Annotated in this window: 17 protein-coding genes; 14 read left to right on the forward strand and 3 right to left on the reverse strand. The window is 67.2% G+C overall.

All coding sequences use genetic code 11. The features are described 5' to 3' along the window. Positions 1 to 11: 11 nt before the first annotated feature. Positions 12 to 1,403, reverse strand: coding sequence for an aldehyde dehydrogenase family protein (locus tag MF6396_RS16335; RefSeq protein WP_078480921.1), 1,392 nt, complete (start codon positions 1,401 to 1,403; stop codon positions 12 to 14). A 106-nt stretch (positions 1,404 to 1,509) separates the two neighbouring features. On the opposite strand from MF6396_RS16335, the gene ptrR reads away from it, so the two are divergent. The 6 genes from ptrR to MF6396_RS16365 all read left to right on the forward strand — a co-directional run bounded on the left by ptrR (position 1,510) and on the right by MF6396_RS16365 (position 7,599). Continuing rightward, positions 1,510 to 2,382 (forward strand): putrescine utilization regulator PtrR, encoded by an 873-nt coding sequence (ptrR, locus tag MF6396_RS16340; protein WP_078480923.1) that lies wholly within the window; start codon positions 1,510 to 1,512, stop codon positions 2,380 to 2,382. Positions 2,383 to 2,500: 118 nt separating this feature from the next. Further along, positions 2,501 to 3,247 carry a hypothetical protein gene (locus MF6396_RS16345; RefSeq protein WP_043861224.1) on the forward strand — a complete coding sequence of 249 codons (747 nt, stop codon included), beginning with the start codon at positions 2,501 to 2,503 and terminating at the stop codon, positions 3,245 to 3,247. Between the two features lie 87 nt (positions 3,248 to 3,334). Then, positions 3,335 to 3,550: a PLD nuclease N-terminal domain-containing protein gene (locus tag MF6396_RS16350; RefSeq protein ID WP_058540214.1), complete on the forward strand. Its 216-nt coding sequence runs from the start codon at positions 3,335 to 3,337 to the stop codon at positions 3,548 to 3,550. 130 nt (positions 3,551 to 3,680) lie between these two features. After that, positions 3,681 to 5,624 (forward strand): LodA/GoxA family CTQ-dependent oxidase, encoded by a 1,944-nt coding sequence (locus MF6396_RS16355; RefSeq protein ID WP_078480924.1) that lies wholly within the window; start codon positions 3,681 to 3,683, stop codon positions 5,622 to 5,624. Positions 5,625 to 5,629: 5 nt separating this feature from the next. Further along, entirely contained in the window at positions 5,630 to 6,688 is a 1,059-nt protein-coding gene (locus MF6396_RS16360) for an NAD(P)/FAD-dependent oxidoreductase (protein WP_238596450.1), read from the forward strand. Between the two features lie 86 nt (positions 6,689 to 6,774). Further along, a complete protein-coding gene (locus MF6396_RS16365; protein WP_043861228.1) occupies positions 6,775 to 7,599 on the forward strand; it encodes an ABC transporter ATP-binding protein in 825 nt (274 codons plus the stop codon). Here MF6396_RS16365 and MF6396_RS16370 read toward each other — a convergent pair. Beyond that, positions 7,567 to 8,355, reverse strand: coding sequence for an IclR family transcriptional regulator (locus tag MF6396_RS16370; RefSeq protein WP_443217209.1), 789 nt, complete (start codon positions 8,353 to 8,355; stop codon positions 7,567 to 7,569). The genes MF6396_RS16365 and MF6396_RS16370 overlap by 33 nt on opposite strands. Before the next feature lie 227 nt (positions 8,356 to 8,582). Here MF6396_RS16370 and MF6396_RS16375 point away from each other — a divergent pair, with 227 nt between their 5' ends. From MF6396_RS16375 to MF6396_RS16410, 8 genes are all read left to right on the forward strand, one after another. Next, on the forward strand, positions 8,583 to 10,673 hold the full coding sequence (locus MF6396_RS16375; protein ID WP_238596444.1) for a TonB-dependent receptor: 2,091 nt from the start codon (positions 8,583 to 8,585) through the stop codon (positions 10,671 to 10,673). A 64-nt stretch (positions 10,674 to 10,737) separates the two neighbouring features. Beyond that, positions 10,738 to 12,048: an NtaA/DmoA family FMN-dependent monooxygenase gene (locus tag MF6396_RS16380; RefSeq protein WP_078480928.1), complete on the forward strand. Its 1,311-nt coding sequence runs from the start codon at positions 10,738 to 10,740 to the stop codon at positions 12,046 to 12,048. Positions 12,049 to 12,051: 3 nt separating this feature from the next. Continuing rightward, positions 12,052 to 12,990, forward strand: coding sequence for a Fe2+-enterobactin ABC transporter substrate-binding protein (gene fepB / locus MF6396_RS16385; RefSeq protein WP_078480930.1), 939 nt, complete (start codon positions 12,052 to 12,054; stop codon positions 12,988 to 12,990). 3 nt (positions 12,991 to 12,993) lie between these two features. Further along, complete coding sequence (locus tag MF6396_RS16390) at positions 12,994 to 13,998, forward strand: FecCD family ABC transporter permease (RefSeq protein ID WP_054914475.1); 1,005 nt, start codon at positions 12,994 to 12,996, stop codon at positions 13,996 to 13,998. Then, positions 13,995 to 15,032 carry a FecCD family ABC transporter permease gene (locus tag MF6396_RS16395; protein ID WP_078480931.1) on the forward strand — a complete coding sequence of 346 codons (1,038 nt, stop codon included), beginning with the start codon at positions 13,995 to 13,997 and terminating at the stop codon, positions 15,030 to 15,032. The genes MF6396_RS16390 and MF6396_RS16395 overlap by 4 nt, the downstream gene beginning before the upstream one ends. Positions 15,033 to 15,201: 169 nt before the next feature. Beyond that, positions 15,202 to 17,115: a sigma-54-dependent Fis family transcriptional regulator gene (locus MF6396_RS16400; RefSeq protein WP_078480932.1), complete on the forward strand. Its 1,914-nt coding sequence runs from the start codon at positions 15,202 to 15,204 to the stop codon at positions 17,113 to 17,115. Positions 17,116 to 17,414: 299 nt separating this feature from the next. Continuing rightward, the gene (locus MF6396_RS16405) at positions 17,415 to 17,603 is read left to right on the forward strand and encodes a c-type cytochrome (protein WP_078480933.1); all 189 of its coding nucleotides are present in this window, start codon (positions 17,415 to 17,417) and stop codon (positions 17,601 to 17,603) included. Continuing rightward, on the forward strand, positions 17,600 to 19,300 hold the full coding sequence (locus MF6396_RS16410) for an AMP-binding protein (protein WP_078480934.1): 1,701 nt from the start codon (positions 17,600 to 17,602) through the stop codon (positions 19,298 to 19,300). The genes MF6396_RS16405 and MF6396_RS16410 overlap by 4 nt, the downstream gene beginning before the upstream one ends. Before the next feature lie 56 nt (positions 19,301 to 19,356). On the opposite strand, the gene MF6396_RS16415 is transcribed toward MF6396_RS16410, so the two are convergent. Further along, on the reverse strand, positions 19,357 to 21,354 hold the full coding sequence (locus tag MF6396_RS16415; RefSeq protein WP_078480936.1) for a peptidase U32 family protein: 1,998 nt from the start codon (positions 21,352 to 21,354) through the stop codon (positions 19,357 to 19,359). Between the last annotated feature and the right edge of the window lie 127 nt (positions 21,355 to 21,481).

The following is a 21,481-nucleotide window of genomic DNA, read 5'->3' on the forward strand; positions in this document are numbered from 1 at the left end:
TGCTTCGTACTTTAGTGGCGATCGAACCATACGGTCTGCGCGTTGCAGAACTCGCGAACGCCGAAGTGCGAGAGTTCGCGGCCAAAGCCGCTCTTCTTCACCCCACCGAAGGTCACGCGCGGGTCACTGGCGCTGTAGCCGTTGATGAACACGCCGCCGCACTCCAGTTCGTCGGCCAGTTGTCGGGCCAGTGCCGCATCGCGGGTGTACACGGTCGAGGTCAGGCCGAATTCGCTGTCGTTGGCCAGCTGCAGGGCGTGGCGCGCATCCCGGGCAGTGATGATCGTGGCCACCGGGCCGAACAGCTCCTGGCGGAACGAGGTCATCTGGTCGGTGACGTCGGCCAGTACCGTGGGCGCGTAGTAGTTGCCCGGGCCTTCGACCTTGTGCCCGCCCAGCAGCAGCGTGGCGCCTTCGGCCAGGGTGGCCTGGACCTGCTGGTCGAGCTCGTCGCGCAGGTCATGACGCGCCATCGGCCCCAGGTAGGTGTCGGCCAGCAACGGGTCGCCCATCACCAGCGCGCGGGTTTTCTCGACGAACTTGCGGGTGAATGCCTCGACCACGCCGGCTTCGACGATCAGCCGCTTGGCTGCCGCGCACACCTGGCCGGTGTTCTGGTAGCGGCCGATCACGGCAGCCTGCACGGCGGCATCCAGGTCGGCATCGTTCAACACGATGAACGGGTCGGAGCCGCCCAGTTCCAGTACGCATTTTTTCAGCGCGGCACCGGCCTGGGCACCGATGGCGGCACCGGCACGCACACTGCCGGTAAGGGTCACGGCGACGATGCGCGGGTCGACGATGGCCCTGGATACGCCCTCAGGCGTCACGTTGAGCACCTCGAACACGCCTTCGGGGAATTCGGCCTGCTGGAACGCATCGCGCAGCAGGTAGGCCGAGCCCATCACATTGGGCGCGTGCTTGAGCACGTAGGTGTTGCCGGCGATCAGCGCGGGTACCGCACCGCGCAGCACTTGCCACAGCGGGAAGTTCCACGGCATCACCGCCAGGATCGGGCCCAGTGGGCGGTATTCGATGTGGGCCTTGGCGTCGGGTACCTGGGTTGGCTCGGGGGCCAGCATGGCCGGCCCGTTCTCGGCGTACCACTCGCACAGCTGGGCGCACTTTTCCACTTCGCCGCGGGCCTGGGCCGCAGGCTTGCCCATTTCCAGGGTAATCATCCGCGCCATGGCCTGGGCGTTGTCGCGCAGCACGCCGGCCAGTTTCACCAGCAGGGCCGAGCGGGTGGCCAGCGGGGTACGCCGCCAGCCGGCAAACCCGGCAGCGGCGCGGCCCAGGGCGGCGTCCATCAGTGCGTCGGTTTCATAGGCGTAGTGGCCGATGCGTTCACCGGTGGCCGGGTTGATCGAGAGGGCATGGGTGTGGCTGGTTATGTCGGTCATGGCGGGCGTTCCTGTCAGAAGGGAAACAGGGGCCCAGCGTAATGCCGTGCTAATCTTTCGAAAACTGAATAATAAAAACGGTTTCTTTCACGTTTGGAGAATGTTTTTGGACCTGGTACAGCTTGAGATCTTCACCGCCGTGGCCGAGCACGGCAGCATCAGCGCAGCCGCCCAGCACATCCACCGCGTGCCGTCGAACCTGACCACGCGGATCAAGCAGCTGGAAGCCGACCTGGGGGTGGAGCTGTTCATTCGTGAAAAGCTGCGCCTGCGCCTCTCGCCGGCCGGCTGGACCTTCCTGGAATACGCCAAGCGCATCCTGGCCTTGGTGGAGGAGGCCCGCCTGACCGTGGCGGGGGAGGAACCCCAGGGGGCGTTCTCGCTGGGCTCGCTGGAAAGTACCGCAGCGGTGCGCATCCCCGCGTTGCTGGCGGCCTACAACCAGCAGTACGCCAAGGTCGAGCTGGACCTCTCCACCGGGCCGTCGGGCACCATGATCGAGGGCGTGCTGTCGGGACGCCTGGCGGCGGCCTTCGTCGACGGCCCGGTGCTGCACCCCTCGCTGGAGGGCGTGCCGGTGTTCGAGGAGGAGATGGTCATCATCGCGCCGCTCAACCATGCGCCGATCCACCGTGGCCAGGACGTCAACGGGCAGAGCATCTATGCGTTCCGGGCCAACTGTTCGTACCGCCATCATTTCGGGCGCTGGTTCACCCAGGATGCCGCCGTGCCGGGCAAGATCTTCGAACTGGAGAGCTACCACGGCATGCTCGCCTGCGTGAGCGCAGGGGCGGGGCTGGCGCTGATGCCACGCAGCATGCTCGAGAGCATGCCGGGGTGCGCCACGGTCAGCGTGTGGCCGATGTCGCAACGTTTTCGCTACCTGCGTACCTGGCTGGTATGGCGCAGCGGCACGGTATCGCGCAGCCTGGCGATGTTCGTGAAACTGCTGGAGGAGCGGGGCGCGGTGCTCCAATAGTGCGGCGTGGCGCCACTGCGGTCTGGCGGTTATCGCACTTTTTGCGTTTTTTCGGCTCTATTCATCGCCAGGCCGCGTCGATCCCCGACGCGGCCCGTGAATCCAGACCCCGGTGCCGATGGTTTATCCGCTTTGCGTTCCACCCCAGCGCGTGCTGCGCCGGCTGTTGCTGGCGGGTACGCTGATGGCCTGCGCCGCTGGCTGTACCCAGCAGCAGGGGCGCGATATCGCCACCCAGCTGGGCAACGGCCGGCCCCAGGAACTGTTCCAGACCAGCGTCGATCGCATGGCCACGCTGTCGATGCAGGACAACCTGCAGAGCCTGTACCTGTTGATGAGCAAGCTGTACCTGCGCAACCCCAACCAGTGGCGCGAATCGGGCTTTCTCGATGCTGCCAGTGCCGAGCGGCAGATCCGCCAGGCCATCGAGCAGCGCCAGGCCTTGCCGCAGCTGGGCGAGCGCCGCGACCTGGCGGCACTGAGCTATGCCCTGAGCCCGGAGTTCAGGGGCGATCGCGTTGGCGCGTTCATCTACGCCATCGGCAGCATGCTGGTGACCGCCCATGGCGGGCGTACCGAATTCTTCATCACCGACACCATCGACCCGCAGTTCGTCAGCAACGCAGCGCGCAACATCGAGAAAGCCACCTGGCTGCTGAGCCAGCGCCAGGATGCCAATGGCGTGCTGTTGCTGTTCTCCAACGAAATCTCCGAGGCGGGCAGCAACCTGAGCTTTGCCGTGGAGTTCGGCAAGATCGTCGCGCGCCTGGACCTGCTGACCCAGATGCTCGACGAGCGCTACCGGCGCATCGGCCTGAACTATGCGCAGAGCCTGTTGCTGATGAACTTTCTGCCGGTGCAGTGAGGTGTCTGCCTGGCGCCTTTGGGCGCAGATTCACTGAACCATCGCGGCGTCGCCTGACCTAACGCAATACCATTCGGGAGATGACGCATGCAAAACAACGGTTATATCTGGATCACATTGGCGGTAATCCTGGCCCTGGTGGAACTGTGGGCCATCAAGAGCATCATCGGCAGCAAGAGCAAGGCCGACCGCAAGATGTTGTGGATCGTGCTGGTGGTGTTCGTGCCGCTGGTCGGCCTGATCGTGTGGGGCGTGGCGGGGCCCAAGGCGATCGACAACAACGCGGCCTCTCGCAACGGCTGACTCAACGGCGCAAATTGAGCTTCGGATTGCTGGCTGACATGGCCATTTGACACCCCTCCATTCGCCATCTAGCGTTGAGCGCGAAATTGCGCATTCGCGCAGACCCCACTGGCAAGGAGGCTAGACGGCCATGATCAGCCCGGCATCGATCAAATCCATTCGTGTGCACCCAGGGCTCGGCGTTGCCCGTGTCGGCAACGCCGATGGCGATGAGGAGTACGTACTCGCCGCGCAAGTGCCAGGGGCACTGGCCAGCAGCGCCGACGGGCAATTTCGCGATGCCAGGGGCCAGGTGCGGCGCCAGGCCGTGCGCTTTCGCCTCTATGCCGAACTGCACGACGGCACCGTACAGGAGCTGAGCCTGGACGACGGCGTGCAGATCGAATGGACCGTGGAAGTCGCCAACCTCAAGGCCGGCTGGTACGCCTTCGAAAATGCCATGGACCTGCCCGGCCAGTACGCCATCGCCGAAAAACGACGCAACCCGCACGTGACCGGCGCGCAGCGCCAGGCCCTGGACATCCGCCCCGGCCCCAGGACCATCAGCGGCCGCCGCCAGCAAGGCAAGCCCTTTCATTTCGACACCGGCACCTTCCACGGCAAACCCGTGTACCTAGGCGAACTGCGCACCGACGAGGCCGGGCGCCTGATCGCCCTCGGCGGGCACGGCCACAGCGCACCGCGGGTGGACAAGACCCCACCGACAACCTTCGCCAACAACGACGACTGGCACGACGACGTGTCGGACGGCCCGGTGTACGCACGGGTGACGTTCAACAACGGCCAGCGCCTGGATGCCGAGCCCGGCTACCTGGTGGTGACGCCCCCCAACTACGCGCCAGGGCTGTTCGGCGTGGTCACCATGGAAGAGGTGGTGCGCGACCTGTTCGTGCGCCAGGGTCAGCTGCCGGCCGAGCCGAGCTGTTCGTTCACCCGCGATATCTGGCCGATCTTCGAGCGCATGACCCACATGCAGTGGACCAACCAGGGCCTGTTCATGCTCAGCGGCCACGGTTCGCCACTCGATACCCAGAACCCCGACGTGGTGGCCCGGCTGGCCGACCCCGGTGAGGCCAGTGCGGACTTTCGGCGCAAGGTCTTCGCGCTGTTTCGCGACCCCGCCAGCACCGCCGAGTTCGCACCGGCGCTGTTGCCCGTGTACGGCGACTATTACGGCGACTATGACCTCGACCCCCAGCCGCCATCCGCGGTCGGGCTCGCGGTCACCCCGCTGATGTACCAGGCCTTGAGCCAGTGGGCGCAAGGCGAATTCGTCGCCGACTGGCAGGGCGCGCCGGTGCCGGCAGACTTCGACACGCTCGAACCGCGCGCCCAGGCCCAGGCGCTGGACCGCGCCGGCCTGCATGAATGCCTGGGCGGCCCGTTCCACCCGGGCATCGAACTGACCTGGTTCATGCGCGTGCCCAGCGTGTGGCGCAGCCCTTATCGCCTGGCGGTACTGCCCCAGGGGCAGGCGGTGCGCCAGGATTTCGGGGACGAACTCACGCCACAGGTGTGCCTGGCACCCCAGGGCCCGCTGGACGGCGTGGGCCCGGGTTCGCTGACCCGCGCGCTGGGCGTGCCGTGGCAGACCGACGAGGCCTCGTGCCTGTCGGATGCCGAGTACGAGCCCAGTACCTACCTGTCGTTCCCCAGCTACTGGGGGGCCCGCGTGCCCAACCAGGTACTGAGCAGCGAGGCGTGGGAGCGTGTGGGCGCAAGACGTACCACGCCGGCGCAGCAGCTCAAGCATTTTTCCTACCGCGAGGACTGGCTGCGCGACCTGAAGGGCAGTTACTTCACGCGCATCAACCTGATGGTGAGCCACTGGTGGGAGTTGGGCATTCTGCTGGCCCATGACGCCACCCCCGAGGCGACCGCACTGGGGTTGCCGGCGCGGGCCTGGATCGAAAGCGGGCGGCCCGAGCGGGTCACCGGCTCCAATGCCAAGCTCGACCTGCTGGCGGTGATCGAGGCCCTGGATTCGCCGCCACCGTTGCTGGGCGAGACCGAACTGGAGCCGCCCAGGCAGAAGGTACCGCCACGTCGTCGGCTGCGCAGGGACGAGATTTGAACCCCGTGCACGACGTGCTGGTGGTGGGCGCCGGGCCGGCCGGCACGGCGCTGGCCATCCGCCTGGCGCAGGCCGGGTTGCAGGTGGGGCTGGTGGAGCGTGAACCCGAGGCTGCGCTGCGCCCCGGCGAGTGCCTGTCCCCCGAGGCGTTGCCTGCACTTGCCGCACTGGGGCACGCCGACCTGCTCGACGACAGCACCGTGGCGCGACGCTGCTGCGGCGTGCAGTCGATCTGGCTGACCAGCGAGCCGGTATTGCGCGACTACTTCTGCGAGCGCGCCGCCCATGGCGCGTTCCTGGAACGACGGGTGTTCGACGCCCGGCTGCGGGAAAGGGCGGCGGCGCTTGGGATCACCCGTGAAGACGACGTGCGGGTGACCCATGCCGATTTTGCCGACGACAGCATTACCCTGGGCGGTCGGCGAGGTGAACACCCCTGGCGCGGGCAGGCACGTTTCGTGGTGGATGCCACCGGCAAGGCCAGTTGCATCGCCCGGCTCGGCGGGGCACGACGCCAGCGCCTGAGTCGTCAGGTGGCCGTCGCGGCGCGCCTGCCCCGAGGTGGCTCGGAACTGGCCGACACCGAGTGGCTGCTGATCGAGGCGGATGCCCAGGGCTGGTGGTCTGGGGCCACCACCGCCAGCGGCCAGCGTCCCCTGGTGCGCTTCTTTCCCGGCGGTGACGGTCAGCGCTCCGCGCCGCAGTTGGCCGAGCAACTGCAGCGCACGCGCCTGATGCAGCGCTATGCAGGTGCCGACGAACTGGCCGCAGCGCAGGTTCAGGTGCTGGATGCCGGCTGCAGTGCACTGCAGCGCTGTGCATCGGCGCACTGGCTGGCGGTGGGCGAGGCGGCCATTGCCTTCGACCCGGTGTCGTCCCAGGGGCTGACCCACGCCCTGGGTGCCACCGACCTGGCTGCCCGCGCCATCCTGGCCAGGTTGCAGCAGGGCCGTCTGGACCTGCTGCACCAGTACGACCGGCACACCCGTATCACCCTGGGGCATTCGCTCAAGGGCCTGGCGCGGCACTACGCGCAGTGCCAGCCGTTGATGGCCGCGGGCTGAGGGCAGGGCGCCGGCGTTCCGGATTGCGGAATAAATTCCTCATCTGCAATACTGGCGCCGAATCCCTTCACCGGAACACCCTCTCCATGACGTATCGCCTGCAGGCTGACGCCGTGACGCTTCGCTACGACCAGCGCACGATCTCCACGGACCTTTCGGTGGCTATCACCGAAGGGTCCTTTACCGTCATCGTCGGCCCCAATGCCTGTGGCAAATCCACCTTGCTGCGGGCCTTGTCGCGCCTGCTGGTGCCTTCGAGCGGCACGGTGCTGCTCGATCAGGTCGATATTCACACGCTCGCGGCCAAGGACGTGGCCCGGCGGCTCGGCCTGCTGCCCCAGAGCGCGGTTGCGCCCGACGGCATCACCGTGGCCGACCTGGTGGCCCGCGGGCGCTACCCGCACCAGTCGTTCCTGCGCCAATGGTCGCAGGCCGACGAACAGGCCGTGACCGCAGCCATGCAGGCGGCGCAGGTCAGCGAGCTGTCGGAGCGCCTGCTGCAGGAGTTGTCCGGCGGCCAGCGCCAGCGGGTATGGATCGCCATGGTGCTGGCGCAGCAGACGCCGGTACTGCTGCTCGACGAGCCCACCACCTACCTCGATATCGCGCACCAGATCGAACTGCTGGAGCTGCTGGCCGAGCTCAATCGCCAGGGCCGCACCATCGTTGCGGTGCTGCATGACCTCAACCAGGCGTGCCGCTATGCCTCGCACCTGATCGCCATGAAGGCCGGCGCCATCGTCGCCCAGGGCGACCCGGCGCGCATCTTCACCGAGGCCCTGGTGCAGGAGGTGTTCGGCGTGGCCTCGATGATCATCGCCGACCCGGTCAGCGGCACGCCGCTGCTGGTGCCCTTGTCGCGCGAGCGGGCGGTGGTGTCAGGCGCCTTGCCACGGCAGGCCGCCGGTTGACTGGTTGACCCGGCTGGCCGCCCGGAACAGCGCATCGCGGTCTTCGGGCGTCTTGAGCTGACCCAGGTCGGTCACCGTGGTCACCACACACACGATCTCGCCCTGGGCGTCGAACACCGGCGCGGCCTGCCCGGTGACATTCGACAGCAGGTGGCTGGTCTTCTCGGCCCAGCGGCTGCTGCGCACCTCGTCCAGCACAGCCTTGGCCGGCGCCGTGCCGCGAAAGTGCGCCGGTTGCAGCTTGCGCGCCGCATCGATGGTGGCCTTGGGCAGGAAGGCCTGGAACACCAGCCCGCAGGCGGTGTTGTCGATGGGCAGCACGTCGCCCAGGGCCAGCGGGTTGATCGAGAAGAACGCGCTGCGGTACCAGCGCACCAGCGTCGGGCCACGGTCGGTCCAGATCGCCACGCCGCCGCTGGCCGCATGCTGGTGGGCCAGCGCCTTCATGTGCTGGGCGGCGACCTCCACTGCATCCACCCGCTTGAGCGCACCGATACCGATGCTCAGCGCCGCCGGGCCCAGGTCGTACAGGCTGCTGGCCGGGTCCTGCCTGGCCAGGCCCTCCTTGACCAGACTCTGCAGGTAGCGGTGCGCGGTTGACGCGCCGGTCTGGGTGCGCCGCGCCACTTCCCCCAGGGCCAGTTCGTGCTCGGCGCTGGCCAGCACGTTGAGAAAGCGGGCGGCGATGGCGACGGACTGAATGGTGCCCGAACGTTTTTCGCCCGGCGCGTGCGGGGCGTCATCCGCAGCTGGAATGGTTTTTTTCAACGGGCCTCTCCTCATCGCCGGCTGGCGGCTGGTCCTCATCAGGCATCAAGTGCGCGCCGCTTGTGCGCGGCGTCGGTGCGCATGATACCGACTTTTCCGAGCGCTGGCCGGGCCCCTGGATTTACCACATTGCAGAATCAATTCTCTATTGAGGAATGAAGTGGCCACATGATACCTTTCGCACAAACGATTATGATTATCATTTGGAGCGTATCTTGAAGGCCTATTCACCCCTTGAACTCACCTGCGGTTTCAGCGTGCTGACCCTGGCGACCGTGCTCGGCATGGCGCCTGCGATGGCCGATGATGCCGTTGCTGCCCCGGGCAAAGGCGCAGTCACCTTCGAACCGATCATGATCACCGGGGAAAAGCTCGAGCGTGACCTGAAGAACACCGCCTCCTCGGTGTCGGTCAAGACTGCCCGCGACATCGAGCGCCAGAACACCGGCAACGCCAGCGTGCATGAAGTGCTCAACGACGTGCCCAACGTGATCTACACCGACTCGGTAGGCGCGCCGATCATCCGCGGCCAGGACACCCAGGGCCCGAATAACGGGCAGAACCAGTTCTGGGGCGGCACCGTGCCACGGGCCACCATCAACCTGGACGGCCACTACCTGAACTACAACGAGATGTTCTTCGGCGCCACCTCGGTGTGGGACGTGGACAGCATCGAGGTGTTCCGCGGCCCGCAGACCACCTCGCAAGGCGCCAACGCCATCGGCGGCGCGATCATCGTCAACACCAAGGACCCGACCTTCACCCCCGAGGCCGCCTACCAGGCCGAGATCGGCAACTACAACGCCAAGCGCACCTCCATCGCGCTGTCCGGGCCGCTGATGGGTACCGACCTGGCCGGGCGCCTGGCGGTGGACTACTCGGCGCGCGATACCTTCATCGACTACACCAACCCCAACTTCCAGAAGGGCAAGACCGACCACGACTTCAGCGCGCTCACCACCCGCGCCAAGCTGCTATGGCTGCCCACCGACATCCAGGGGCTGGAGGCCAAGTTCACCTTCTCGCACAACGAGAGCAACCGCCCCACCCAGGAAGCCGCTTCGGCGCCGTACCACAAGCTCGATCACACCACCACGACCATGCCCAGCTGGGAGCAGAGCACCAACACCAGCGTGCTGGACGTGAGCTACGACTTCGACAACGGCCTCAAGCTGATCAACCAGGCGCAGTATTCGTTGTCCAGCGTGCAGCGCTACACCGGCATCCCGGGGCAGGGCGACGCCGACATCAAGCAGAAGAACCTGTCCAACGAAACCCGCCTGGTGTTCGGTGACCAGCACAGCGTGCTCAGCGGCGCCACCGGCCTCTACGTGGCGCGCACCAGGACCGACGAAACCCTCAACCTGGCCGGGCTGTCGGCGTTCGACGACACCAAGGAAAACCTCGGCCTCTTCGGCGAGCTGAACTACCGCCTGAGCGACCTGTGGACCCTGAGCACGGGCCTGCGCTTCCAGCAGGACCGTATCGAGCGCGACGGCAACTCGGTGCTGGCGCCCACTGCGCTGGACTACCAGAAGACCTTCACCGCCGTGCTGCCCAAGGTATCGCTGGCCTACGCCGCGACCCCGGACTGGACCGTGGGCGCGATGGTCAGCCGCGGCTACAACCCGGGCGGTGTCTCGCTCAACCTGTCGACGCGCCAATGGCAGTACTTCAAGGAAGAGTCGGTGTGGAACTACGAGCTGTTCACCCGCGCCAGCCTGCTCGATGACCGCCTGCGCCTGAGCGGCAACCTGTTCTACATGGACATGAAGGATTCGCAGTACAACATTCCGGTGGTGATCTCCACCGGAATCAGCCAGTCCTACACCATCAATGCCGAGAAGGCCCACGCCTACGGCATGGAACTGAGCGCCGACTACCAGCTGCTCGACAGCCTGACCCTCAAGGCCAGCGCCGGCACCCTGCGCACGCGCATCGACCGCATCACCAGCAACGACAGCTACCAGGCCAACGAGTTTGCCAAGTCGCCCGGCTACACCCTGAGCTTCGGGCCCAGCTGGGACGTGACCGACAAGCTCAACCTGTCGGCCCAGGTGCGGCATATCGACGGCTACTACTCCGACACGGCCAACAACTCGTCGTATTCGGTCGACTCCTACACACTGACCGATGCCCGCGCCAGCTACCAGTTCACCCCGGCGGTGGAACTGTACGGCTACGTCAAGAACGTGTTCGACGACCGCTCGGCCACCTACCTGCAGCAGAACCGCGGCATCGGCGGCACCGAGGCGAGCATGACCACGCCACGCATGTTCGGCGTGGGCGTCAAGGGCTCGTTCTGAATCAACCCACTGTCAACGGCGGCCCTGGGGCCGCCGTACTCGATCACTTGCACCCGGAGCTTTGATGACCTCGCCCAAGCGACTCCATATCGGCCTTTCACTGGCCCCCACCTGGCTCAGCGGCGACGCCTGGCGGCGCGCCGACAGCAACGTCGAGGGCCTGTTCACCAGCGCCTTCGCCATCGATCTGGCGCAGCGCGCCGAAGCCGCGCACCTGGACTTCGTGTTCCGCCCCGACGTCAGTTGCCTGCCGGTGGAAATGCTCGAAAGCGGCCCTGGCTTCACCAGCCTCGACCCCACCATCCTGCTGGCAGCCGTGGCCCAGCAGACCTCCCACATCGGCCTGGTGTCGACGGTGTCGACCACCTTCTATCCGCCGTATGTGGTGGCGCGCCAGCTGCAATCGCTGAACTGGATCAGCAACGGGCGCGTGGGCTGGAACATCGTCACCGCCTTGCAGGGGCACGAGAACTTCGGCCTTGAGCAGATGCCCGACGCCGACGAGCGCTATGCGCGGGCGGCCGAGTTCACCGAGCTGGTGCACCAGCTGTGGGGCAGCTTCCCGTTCGAGGCGCTGACCATCGACCGTGCCAATGGCTGCTATGCCGACACCACCCAGGTGCGCCCGGTCAACCATGAGGGCACCTACCTCAAGGTCAAGGGCCCGCTGAACCTGCCAGCCTTCCCCGGCACGCGCATTCCGCTGATCCAGGCCGGTGCCTCGGAGTCGGGGCGGGATTTCGCCGCCTCGGTGGCCGACCTGGTGTTCGCACCCACGCCCGACAAGGAAGCGGCGCTTGAACTGCGCCGTGACCTGGGCCGGCGCGCCGAACGCCATGGCCGCTCGGCGCAGGCGATCCGCCTGCTGCCGGGCCTGAGCCTGTACCTGGCCGACACCCGCGAGCAGGCCCGGGCGGTGTTCATGCAGACCCACGGGCGCATGAACCGCGCGCGCAAGCTGGCCTCGATCAAGGAAATGACCGGGCTGGACCTGGCCGACTGGCCCCTCGACCACCCGGTGACCCGCGCCGACCTGCCGGTGGTTGCGCCGGACGCCTCCAGCCGTACCCACAGCAGCCTGCTGCGCCGGCTGATCGAGCGCGAGTCGCTGAGCATCGACCAACTGCTGCTGCGCCCCGAGGTGATCTCGGCGGCGCACTGGCAGGTGGTCGGCACCGTCGACGAGGCCTTCGAGCAGATCGCGGACTGGGCTGCCAGTGGCGCCATCGACGGCTTCATTGCCGCGCCCGGTGGCTCGGTCGAGTCGCTGAACCTGTTTCTCGACCAGTTGATGCCACGCCTGGTGCAGGCCGGCCTGTTCCGCAAGGGCTACAGCGGCTCGACCTTCGCCCACCACCTTGACGAGCAGGGCTAGACGATGAAAAAGATTGTGGTGGCCGTGCTGGCCATCGTCGCTGTGGCCAGCGTCGCCCTGTGGCTGGCCCGGCAGCCCGCCGAGCTTGCGGACGAGGCGCCGACGGCGTCGGCGCAGGCCTCGCCCAAGCGCATCGTGTCCACCTCGCCGAGCGTGACCGGCATCCTGCTGGCCATGGACGCGCCGTTGGTGGCCAGTGCCGCGACCACGCCCAGCCGCATCTCCGATGCCAAGGGCTTCTTCACCCAGTGGGCCGAGGTGGCCGACCAGCGCGGCGTGCAGGTGCTGTACAAGAACCTGGTGTTCGACCTCGAAGCGGTGGTCGGGCAGGCACCCGACCTGCTGGTGGTGTCGGCCACCGGGGCCGACAGTGTGCTGCCCCACCAGGCCGAGCTGCAGGCCCAGGGTATCGACACGGTGGTGGTCAACTACGCCAACCACAGCTGGCAGGAGCTGGCGCGCCAACTGGGGCAGGCCAGCGGCCTGCAGGCCCAGGCCGAGGCGGCCATCGAGCGCTTCGACGCCTACGCCGCGCAGGTTGCAGCGCGCATCACGCCACCTGCCGGCGCGGTCAGCGTGGTGGGTTACAACCTGGGTGGCAGCTATTCGGTAGCGCGCCTGGACAGCCCCCATGCGCAGCTGCTGGCAGCTCTCGGGTTCGCGGTGGCCGGCTTGCCGCAAGGGTTGCAAGGGCAGGTCAAGCGCAGCTCCGACGTGGACTTCATCTCCCGTGAAAACCTCTCGGCGGCCATCACCGGCGACACGGTGTTCCTGCTGGGCGGCAGCGACGCCGACGTGCAGGCGTTTCTCGCCGACCCGGTGCTGGCCAACCTGCCGGCGGTGGTGCACAAGCGGGTGTATGCACTGGGCCCCAGTTCGTTTCGCATCGACTACTACTCCGGGCGCGAGATGATCGACGCCGTGGCGCGGGCGTACCGCTGAGCCATGGTGCGATCAAGACGTTGTCAGGGCCTGCTGCTGGGGCTGCTGTTGCTGGTCGTGGCGGTGCTGGCGAGCCTGGTGGTGGGGTCGCGCAGCATCGGCGTGGCCCAGGTGTTCGAGGCGCTGTCGGCCTACGACCGGCTCGACGACCAGCACCTGATCGTGCGCGAACTGCGGGTGCCGCGCACGCTGGTGGCGATACTGGCCGGGCTGGCGCTGGGCCTGGCCGGTGCGATCATGCAGGCGGTCACCCGCAATCCGCTGGCCGAACCGGGCCTGCTGGGCATCAACGCCGGGGCCGGGGTAGGGGTGATCGTCGGTGTGGCCGTGCTGGGCCTGAGCAGCATGAGCGGCTACGTGTGGTGCGCCTTCGTCGGCGCCGGGCTGGCCGGGGTGGCCGTGTTCATGCTGGGCCGTGCCCAGGAGACCGGCACCAACCCGGTGCGCCTGGTGCTGGCCGGCGCCGGTCTGTCGGTGATGCTGGCCTCGGTCACCGGCATCATCATCCTCAATGCGCCGGCGCAGGTGTTCGACCAGTTTCGCCACTGGGCATCGGGGTCGCTGGAAAAGAGCGGCTTCGAGGCGGTGGGCGTGCTGGCGATGGCCGTGGTGCCGGGCGCTGTCACGGTGCTGGCGCTGGCCGGCAGCCTCAATGCCATGGCCCTGGGCAAGGACCTGGGCCTGGCGCTGGGGGTGAACGTGCGCCTCACCTGGCTGCTGGCCTGCCTGGCGGTGATGCTGCTGGCCGGCGCTGCCACCGCCGCTGCCGGGCCGATCGGCTTTGTGGGGCTGGTGGCGCCGCACCTGGCGCGCCTGCTGGTGGGCCCGGACTACCGCTGGATCCTGCCGTACTCGGCACTGTTTGCCGGCGTGCTGCTGTTGGGGGCCGATGTGCTGGGCCGGGTCGTGGCGGCGCCGGCGGAAGTGGCGGCGGGTATCGTCGCGCTGCTGATCGGCGGGCCGTTCTTTATCGCGCTGGTGCGCACATTCCGGTTGAGCAAGCTATGAACACTACCGCTACACGGGTCGTCCGCCTGGCCGCCCTGTCGTTTCGCTGGCAGCCACGGGGGGTGCTGGTGTGTGCCGTGCTGGTGCTGCTGGCCCTGGGGCTGGGGGTGCTGCTGCTGGGCATCGGCACCTTGCCGTTGACGCCGGGCCAGGTGCTGGCCAGCCTGCTGGGGGCAGGGCCGAGCCCGACCACCGAGCGCATCGTGCTGCGCGTGCGCCTGCCCCGGGTGCTCACCGCGTTGTGCGTGGGCGCTGCATTGGGCATGGCCGGCTCGATCTTCCAGTCCATCTCGCGCAACGCGCTGGGCTCGCCCGACATCATCGGCTTCACCACCGGGGCGGCGAGCGGGGCGATCGTGCAGATCATCCTGTTCGATGCCGGCCCGCTGGGGGCGTCGCTGGCGGCGGTGTTCGCCGGCGTGGGCACCGCTGCGCTGGTGTTCGTGCTGTCGATGAAGGGCCGCACCACCGGCGGCTATCGCCTGGTGCTGGTGGGCATCGGCGTGGGCGCGATGCTCTCGGGGCTCAACACCGTGCTGCTGGTGATGGGCAACCTCGACCAGGCCATGTCGGCGCAGATCTGGCTGGCCGGCTCGCTCAACACCCGCACCTGGTCGCATGTGCTGCCGGCGGCGCTGGGCCTGCTGCTGGTGGTGCCGGTGGCGGTGTACCACGCACGGCGCCTGAACATCCTCGAACTGGGTGACGACAGCGCCGCCCAGCTGGGTGTGGCGGTGGAGCGTACCCGCTTGCTGATGGTGATGGCGGCGGTGGGCCTGACCGCGATCGCCACCGCGGCGGCCGGCCCGATCAGTTTCATCGCCCTGGCCGCGCCGCAGCTGGCACGGCGCCTGACCACCTCGGCGCAGGTGCCGCTGGTGAGCGCAGCGCTGATGGGGGCGGTACTGCTGTTGGCCGCCGACCTGCTCAGCCAGCGTTTTGTGGCCAACCTCAACCTGCCCATCGGGCTGACCACCGGCCTGCTGGGCGGGGTGTACCTGCTGTGGGTGCTGGCGCGCAATCGGCGCGCCTGAAAGGAGGACGACACGTCGCGATTCATCACCTTTACGTAAACGTAACCTTGTGCCACTCTGCCGATCAGGTTGTCGGCGCCTGCGGGTGACGGCCCTGCAAATCTCAAGCACACTCCCTTGAGTTACATTGCCTTAAGTGCACAACGTTCGACGGGCGCTGGAGTAAGCGATGGCACGCACCATTCTAATAAAAAACGCCGCTGACCCTTTGCAGGAGTCACGCCAGGCACGCATGAAACTGGTCCATGACGGGGAGTTGCCGCTGGGCATGTTGCGCGACGAGATCGATGCCTCGTGGCGGCGCAGCCTCGGCCATGGCCTGAGTTGCCTCGAAGGCGAGCGGCACGAGCTGGCCGCCCCGCAGCGCGGTGAGCTCAAGCGCCTGCTGGAAAGCAACCGGCTGCTGATCGACGCCGCCACGCCGGAGCTGGAGTACCTGGTGTCGCGCCAGGGCAAGGGCGGCATCATCATCCTCGGCGACGCCCAGGCCAACGTGCTGGCCATCGAGGGCAACACCGAGCCACTGCGCCAGACCGGGTTGCGCGACCTGCACCCGGGCAGTTGCTGGAGCGAGTCGGTGCGCGGCACCAATGCCATCGGCACCGCCGTGGTGGAAGGGCGCCCCACGCTGATCAACTGCGGCGAACACTACCTGGACCGCCTGAGCCCGTTCTCCTGCACCTCGGTACCGCTGCGCGACCCGCGCGGCGAGATCATCGGGGTGCTCGACCTGACCCGCGAAGGCGTCATGGCCCAGCCCCAGGACAACCTCTCGACGCTGCTGCTGGCGGCCGGCAACATCGAAAGCCGCATGTTCGGCCTGTGCTACCCCGAGCAACTGGTGGTGGCCTTCCACAACCGCCCGCAGTACCTGGGCAGCGCCTGGCACGGCCTGCTTGCCCTGAGCCTGGACGGCGAGGTGCTGGCCGCCAACGACCAGGCCTGCGCCTTGCTGCAGGTATCGCGCGCCGCCCTGGTGGGGCGCAGCTGCAGCGACCTGATCGGCGAACGCTCCAGCGCCTTCATCAGCCGGGTATGGCAGGGCGGCATCAGCAGCGTGCAGACCGCCAAGGGCGAGTTCTACTTCCGCTCCCAGCACCTGCCGCGCCAGCCCGTGATTGCCGCGACACCTGCACCCGCTGCCCCGGTGGCCGCGCAGAAGAGCGTCGACCTCGAGGCCCTGGCCGGGCGCGACAGCAGCCTTGCGCGCACCTTGCGCATGGCCCTGCAGGGCCTGAAGAACGAACTGCCGGTGCTGCTGCTGGGCGAAACGGGCACCGGCAAGGAAGTGGTGGCGCGCGCCCTGCACCAGGCCAGCCCGCGTGCCGGCAAGCCGTTCGTGGCGGTCAACTGTGCGGCCATACCCGAGGGGCTGATCGAGTCCGAACTGTTCGGCTACCGCGAAGGTGCCTTCACCGGCTCGCGCCGTGGCGGCATGGTCGGGCGCCTGATGCAGGCCCACGGCGGCACCCTGTTTCTCGACGAGGTGGGTGACATGCCGCTGGCCCTGCAGGCACGCCTGCTGCGGGTATTGCAGGAGCGCCGGGTGGCGCCGCTGGGCGCCGGCGAAGAGCAGGACATCGACGTGGCGGTGATCTGCGCCACCCACCGCGACCTCAAGCGCCACGTGCTCGAGCAGCAGTTTCGCGAAGACCTCTACTACCGCATCAACGGCGTGAGCCTGCGCCTGCCGGCACTGCGCGAGCGCGACGACCTGGGCGCCCTGATCGACAGCCTGCTGCACAAGTTCGGCGCCCACGGCGTGCGCCTGAGCAAGGAGCTGGCCGCGTTGCTGAACAACTACGACTGGCCCGGCAACATCCGCCAGCTGGAGATGGTGCTGCGCTCGGCGGTGGCCATGCGCGAGCCGGGTGAGCCACTGCTGGGCCTGGAACACCTGACCGACTGCCTGCTTGAAGACCTCAGGGGCAGCACCCAGCAGCCGGGCAGCATCCGCGAAAACGAGGAGGAGCTGATCCGTGGCGCCCTGGCGCGTCATCACGGCAACATCACCGCGGCAGCCGATGCCCTGGGCATCAGCCGCGCCACGCTGTACCGCAAGATCAAGCAGCTGCGCAGTTGAACCGCCTGGGTCGAGTGCTGCTGCGCCTGGTCAATACCGACCCGGTGGGTGGACCTCGGCATTGCAGGCGGCGGGCCAGGTAGTGGTCTCAGCTGTCTCAGAGTTAGACAGTCATCGCGAAATTGCACGTCCGGGCACCGCTTGAATCAATCTTGTTTATCAGGAATGTCTGATAACTAACTGTTAAACAAAGATTTGTTTTTGTTGGCATGCACTCTGCTTGGTGTGAATCAGATGTGCCCTACAGCCCCTCGCCGGGCGCGGACGATTTATAAAAACAATACCGTGGAGGCCCGACCTTGAAGACAACACGACTCCGGCATTCCCTGACTGCCGGCACGCTGGCCATGCTGGCCTGTGCTGTTCTGCCCCCCGCCGTGGCCGAAGATGGCAAGGCGATTCTCAATGCCAAGTGCATGGCCTGCCATACCCCTGAGGGCAACGATGCCCTGAGCCGCATCAGCTACCAGCACAAGGGGCAACCATGAATCAACCGAGCTATACCCAGGGGCGTCAGGACAAGGACCTGCTCGCCATGACCATCGGCGCGGCGTTCGACGCCACCGCGGCCAGGTTCGCCGCGCGTGAAGCGCTGGTGGTGCGCCACCAGGGCCTGCGCTACAGCTGGCAGCAACTGGCCGAGGAGGTCGAGCGCCACGCCCGGGCCTTGCTGGCCCTGGGGCTGCAGCGCGGCGATCGCCTGGGCATCTGGGCGCCCAACTGCGCGCAGTGGTGCATCACCCAGTTCGCCAGCGCCAAGGTCGGCGTGATCCTGGTCAACATCAACCCGGCCTATCGCAGCAGCGAGCTGGAATACGCGCTCAAGCAGTCCGGCTGCAACTGGGTTATCTGCGCCGACGCGTTCAAGACCAGCGACTACCACGCGATGCTCCTCGGCCTGGTGCCGGAGCTGGCCAGCGTCGCCCCCGGCAGCCTGAACTGCCAGCGCCTGCCGGCCCTGCGCGGCGTGGTGAGCCTGGCCGAGCAACCACCCCCAGGCTTTCTGCCCTGGGCGGGCCTGCAAGGCATGGCCGAGGCGGTGACCGTGCAGGCCCTGGCCGAGCGCCAGGCCGGCCTGCACTGGCACGACCCGATCAATATCCAGTACACCTCCGGCACCACGGGTTTTCCCAAGGGGGCAACCCTCAGCCACCACAACATCCTCAACAACGGCTACATGGTCGGCGAGAGCCTGGGCCTGACCGAGCACGACCGGCTGGTGATCCCGGTGCCGCTGTACCACTGCTTCGGCATGGTCATGGGCAACCTGGGCTGCCTGACCCATGGCTCGACCATGATCTACCCCGGGGATGCCTTCGACCCGCTGAGCACCCTGCGCGCCGTTGCCGAGGAGCGCGCCACCGCGCTCTACGGTGTGCCGACCATGTTCATCGCCGAACTGGACCACCCGCAGCGGCATGAATTCGACCTGTCGAGCCTGCGCACCGGGATCATGGCCGGCGCTACCTGCCCGATCGAGGTGATGCGCCGGGTGATCGACGAGATGCACATGAGCGAGGTGCAGATCGCCTATGGCATGACCGAGACCAGCCCGGTGTCGCTGCAGACCGCCGCCGAGGACGACCTGGAGCTGCGCGTCACCTCCGTGGGGCGTACCCAGCCGCGCCTGGAGAGCAAGCTGGTGGACAGCGACGGGCTCACGGTACCCCGCGGGCAGATCGGCGAGCTGTGCACCCGTGGCTACAGTGTCATGCTCGGCTACTGGGAAAACCCCGAGGCCACCACCGCGAGCATCGACCACGAGGGCTGGATGCACACCGGCGACCTGGCGGTGATGGACGAGCAGGGCTATGTGCGCATCGTCGGGCGCAGCAAGGACATGATCATTCGCGGGGGCGAGAACATCTACCCGCGGGAGCTGGAGGAGTTCTTCTTCACCCACCCGGCCATCGCCGACGTGCAGGTGATCGGCATTCCGTGCAGCCGTTATGGCGAGGAGATCGTGGCCTGGGTCAAGTTCCACCCCGGACACAGTGCCAGCGAAGACGAACTGCGCGAATGGGCCAGGGCGCAGATCGCCCACTTCAAGGTGCCGCGGCACTTTCGCCTGGTGGACGAGTTCCCCATGACGGTCACCGGCAAGGTGCAGAAGTTTCGCATGCGCGAGATCAGCATCGAGGAACTGACCCTGGCCAGGCAAGGCCGGCTGGCGGGCAGGGGATAGGCCTGCGCCGCCGGGTGCGGGCGGTCATGCAGGGCGCATGACCGCCCGGGCGGCACTCAGTGCGTGCCGCGCGGCACGGTCTTGAGCAGGTCCTCGGGGCTGATATGGCCCACGATGTGCTTCACGCTGCCCGGCTGCGGCAGGTCGAGGATGTGCCCCTTCATCTTGCCGATCACGTGCATCTCGCACGGCTTGCAGTCGAACTTCAGGGTCAGTACCTCGTCACCGTGAATCAGCTGCATGGGCGCAACCTTGGTGCGCACGCCGGTGACGCCCTTGGCCTGTTTGGGGCACAGGTTGAACGAGAAGCGCAGGCAGTGCTTGGTGATCATCACCGGCACTTCGCCGGGCTCTTCGTGGGCCTCGTAGGCCGCATCGATCAGCTTGACCCCGTGGCGGTGGTAGAAGTCGCGGGCCTTCTGGTTGTACACGTTGGCCAGGAACGACAGGTGCGACTCGGGGTATACCGGCGCCGGCACCGTCTCGGCCTTGCGGCCGCCGCGCGGGTGCGCGGCAACGCGGGCGGCGGTGAGGCTCTCGATCACGTCGCGGCGCAGCGCCTTGAGCTGGGAGTTGGGAATGAAGTACGCCTGCGGCGCATCCAGGCGAATGCCGGTGGCGTGGTACTGGGTGGTGCCCAGCTGGCCGAGCAGGTCGTGCAGTTGCTCCAGCGCCTGCTCCGGCTTGTTGGCCGGGCCGAACGGGCCGGGCAGGGTGGCACTGGCGCTGATGCCTTCCTCGCTGGTGGCGGTCAGCTCAAGGCCGTGTTCACGCAACTGCGCGACCCAGCCCAGGCCGATACGGCGTTCGGCCGACGTCTTCTGCAGCGCCTGCTGCCAGTTGTGGTCCAGGTTGCGGCTCAGCGGATGGTTGGGGCGCAGCTGGTGCAGCCCCTTGGGCATCTCGTTGGGCTCTACGCGGTAGCGGTAGCGCTTTTCGCCGTCTTCGTCGAACTCGCCCCTGGCCTCGGCGATGTTGGCACGAAAGCCGACCACCTCACGCTTGACCAGCACGTTCAGGCCGTCGCCGTTGGACAGCGGTGCATGGGTGACCACCTGCAGGTCGCGCTTGCCGACCTTTTCCACCACACCCACCGGCAGGCCGGTGAAGGTGGGCGAATCGAACGCGCCGATGTCGATCTTGCGCTCGCTCACGAAGTAGTCGGTGCTGCCGCGATGGAAGGTCTTGTCCGGGTCGGGCACGAAGAAGTGCGCGGTATGGCCGCTGGAGGCGCGGGCCAGGTCGGTGCGGTCTTCGAGCACTTCGTCCAGGCGCTGGCGGTAGTAGGCGGTGATGTTCTTCACGTAGCCCATGTCCTTGTAGCGGCCCTCGATCTTGAACGAACGCACGCCAGCCTCTACCAGGGCGCGGATGTTGGCGCTCTGGTTGTTGTCCTTCATCGACAGCAGGTGCTTCTCGTAGGCGATCACGCCGCCTTTTTCGTCCTTGAGGGTGTAGGGCAGGCGACAGGCCTGGGAACAGTCGCCACGGTTGGCACTGCGTCCGGTCTGGGCGTGGGAGATGTTGCACTGCCCGGAGAACGCCACGCACAGCGCGCCATGAATGAAGAACTCGATGGCCGCGTCGGTTTCGTCGGCGATGGCGCGGATTTCCTGCAGGTTCAGCTCGCGGGCCAGCACCAGCTGCGAGAAGCCGGCCTGGTCGAGGAATTTGGCCCGTGCCAGGGTGCGGATGTCGGTCTGGGTGCTGGCGTGCAGCTCGATGGGCGGAATGTCCAGCTCCATCACCCCCAGGTCCTGCACGATCAGCGCGTCGACGCCGGCGTCGTACAGCTGGTGGATCAGCTTGCGCGCCGGCTCCAGCTCGTTGTCGTGCAGGATGGTGTTGATGGTGGTGAACACCCGCGCGTGGTAGCGGTGGGCAAACTCCACCAGCCCGGCGATATCGCTCACCTCGTTGCAGGCGTTGTGGCGGGCACCGAAGCTCGGGCCACCCAGGTACACCGCATCGGCGCCATGCAGGATCGCCTCGCGGGCAATCGCCACGTCGCGGGCGGGGCTGAGCAATTCCAGGTGATGCTTGGGTAGGGACATGTCTTTTTAGTCTGGCTGGTCACGGTAGCCGCGCATTGTAGCCGCGCAACGCGCTGTCGGCACCTTTGCCGACAGGCGTCATGCAGATTGACCAGCCCCCTTCGCCGGTGAGGCCGGCAAAGGGGCG

Source organism: Pseudomonas sp. MF6396 (assembly GCF_002018915.1).
Classification (GTDB): domain Bacteria; phylum Pseudomonadota; class Gammaproteobacteria; order Pseudomonadales; family Pseudomonadaceae; genus Aquipseudomonas; species Aquipseudomonas palmensis.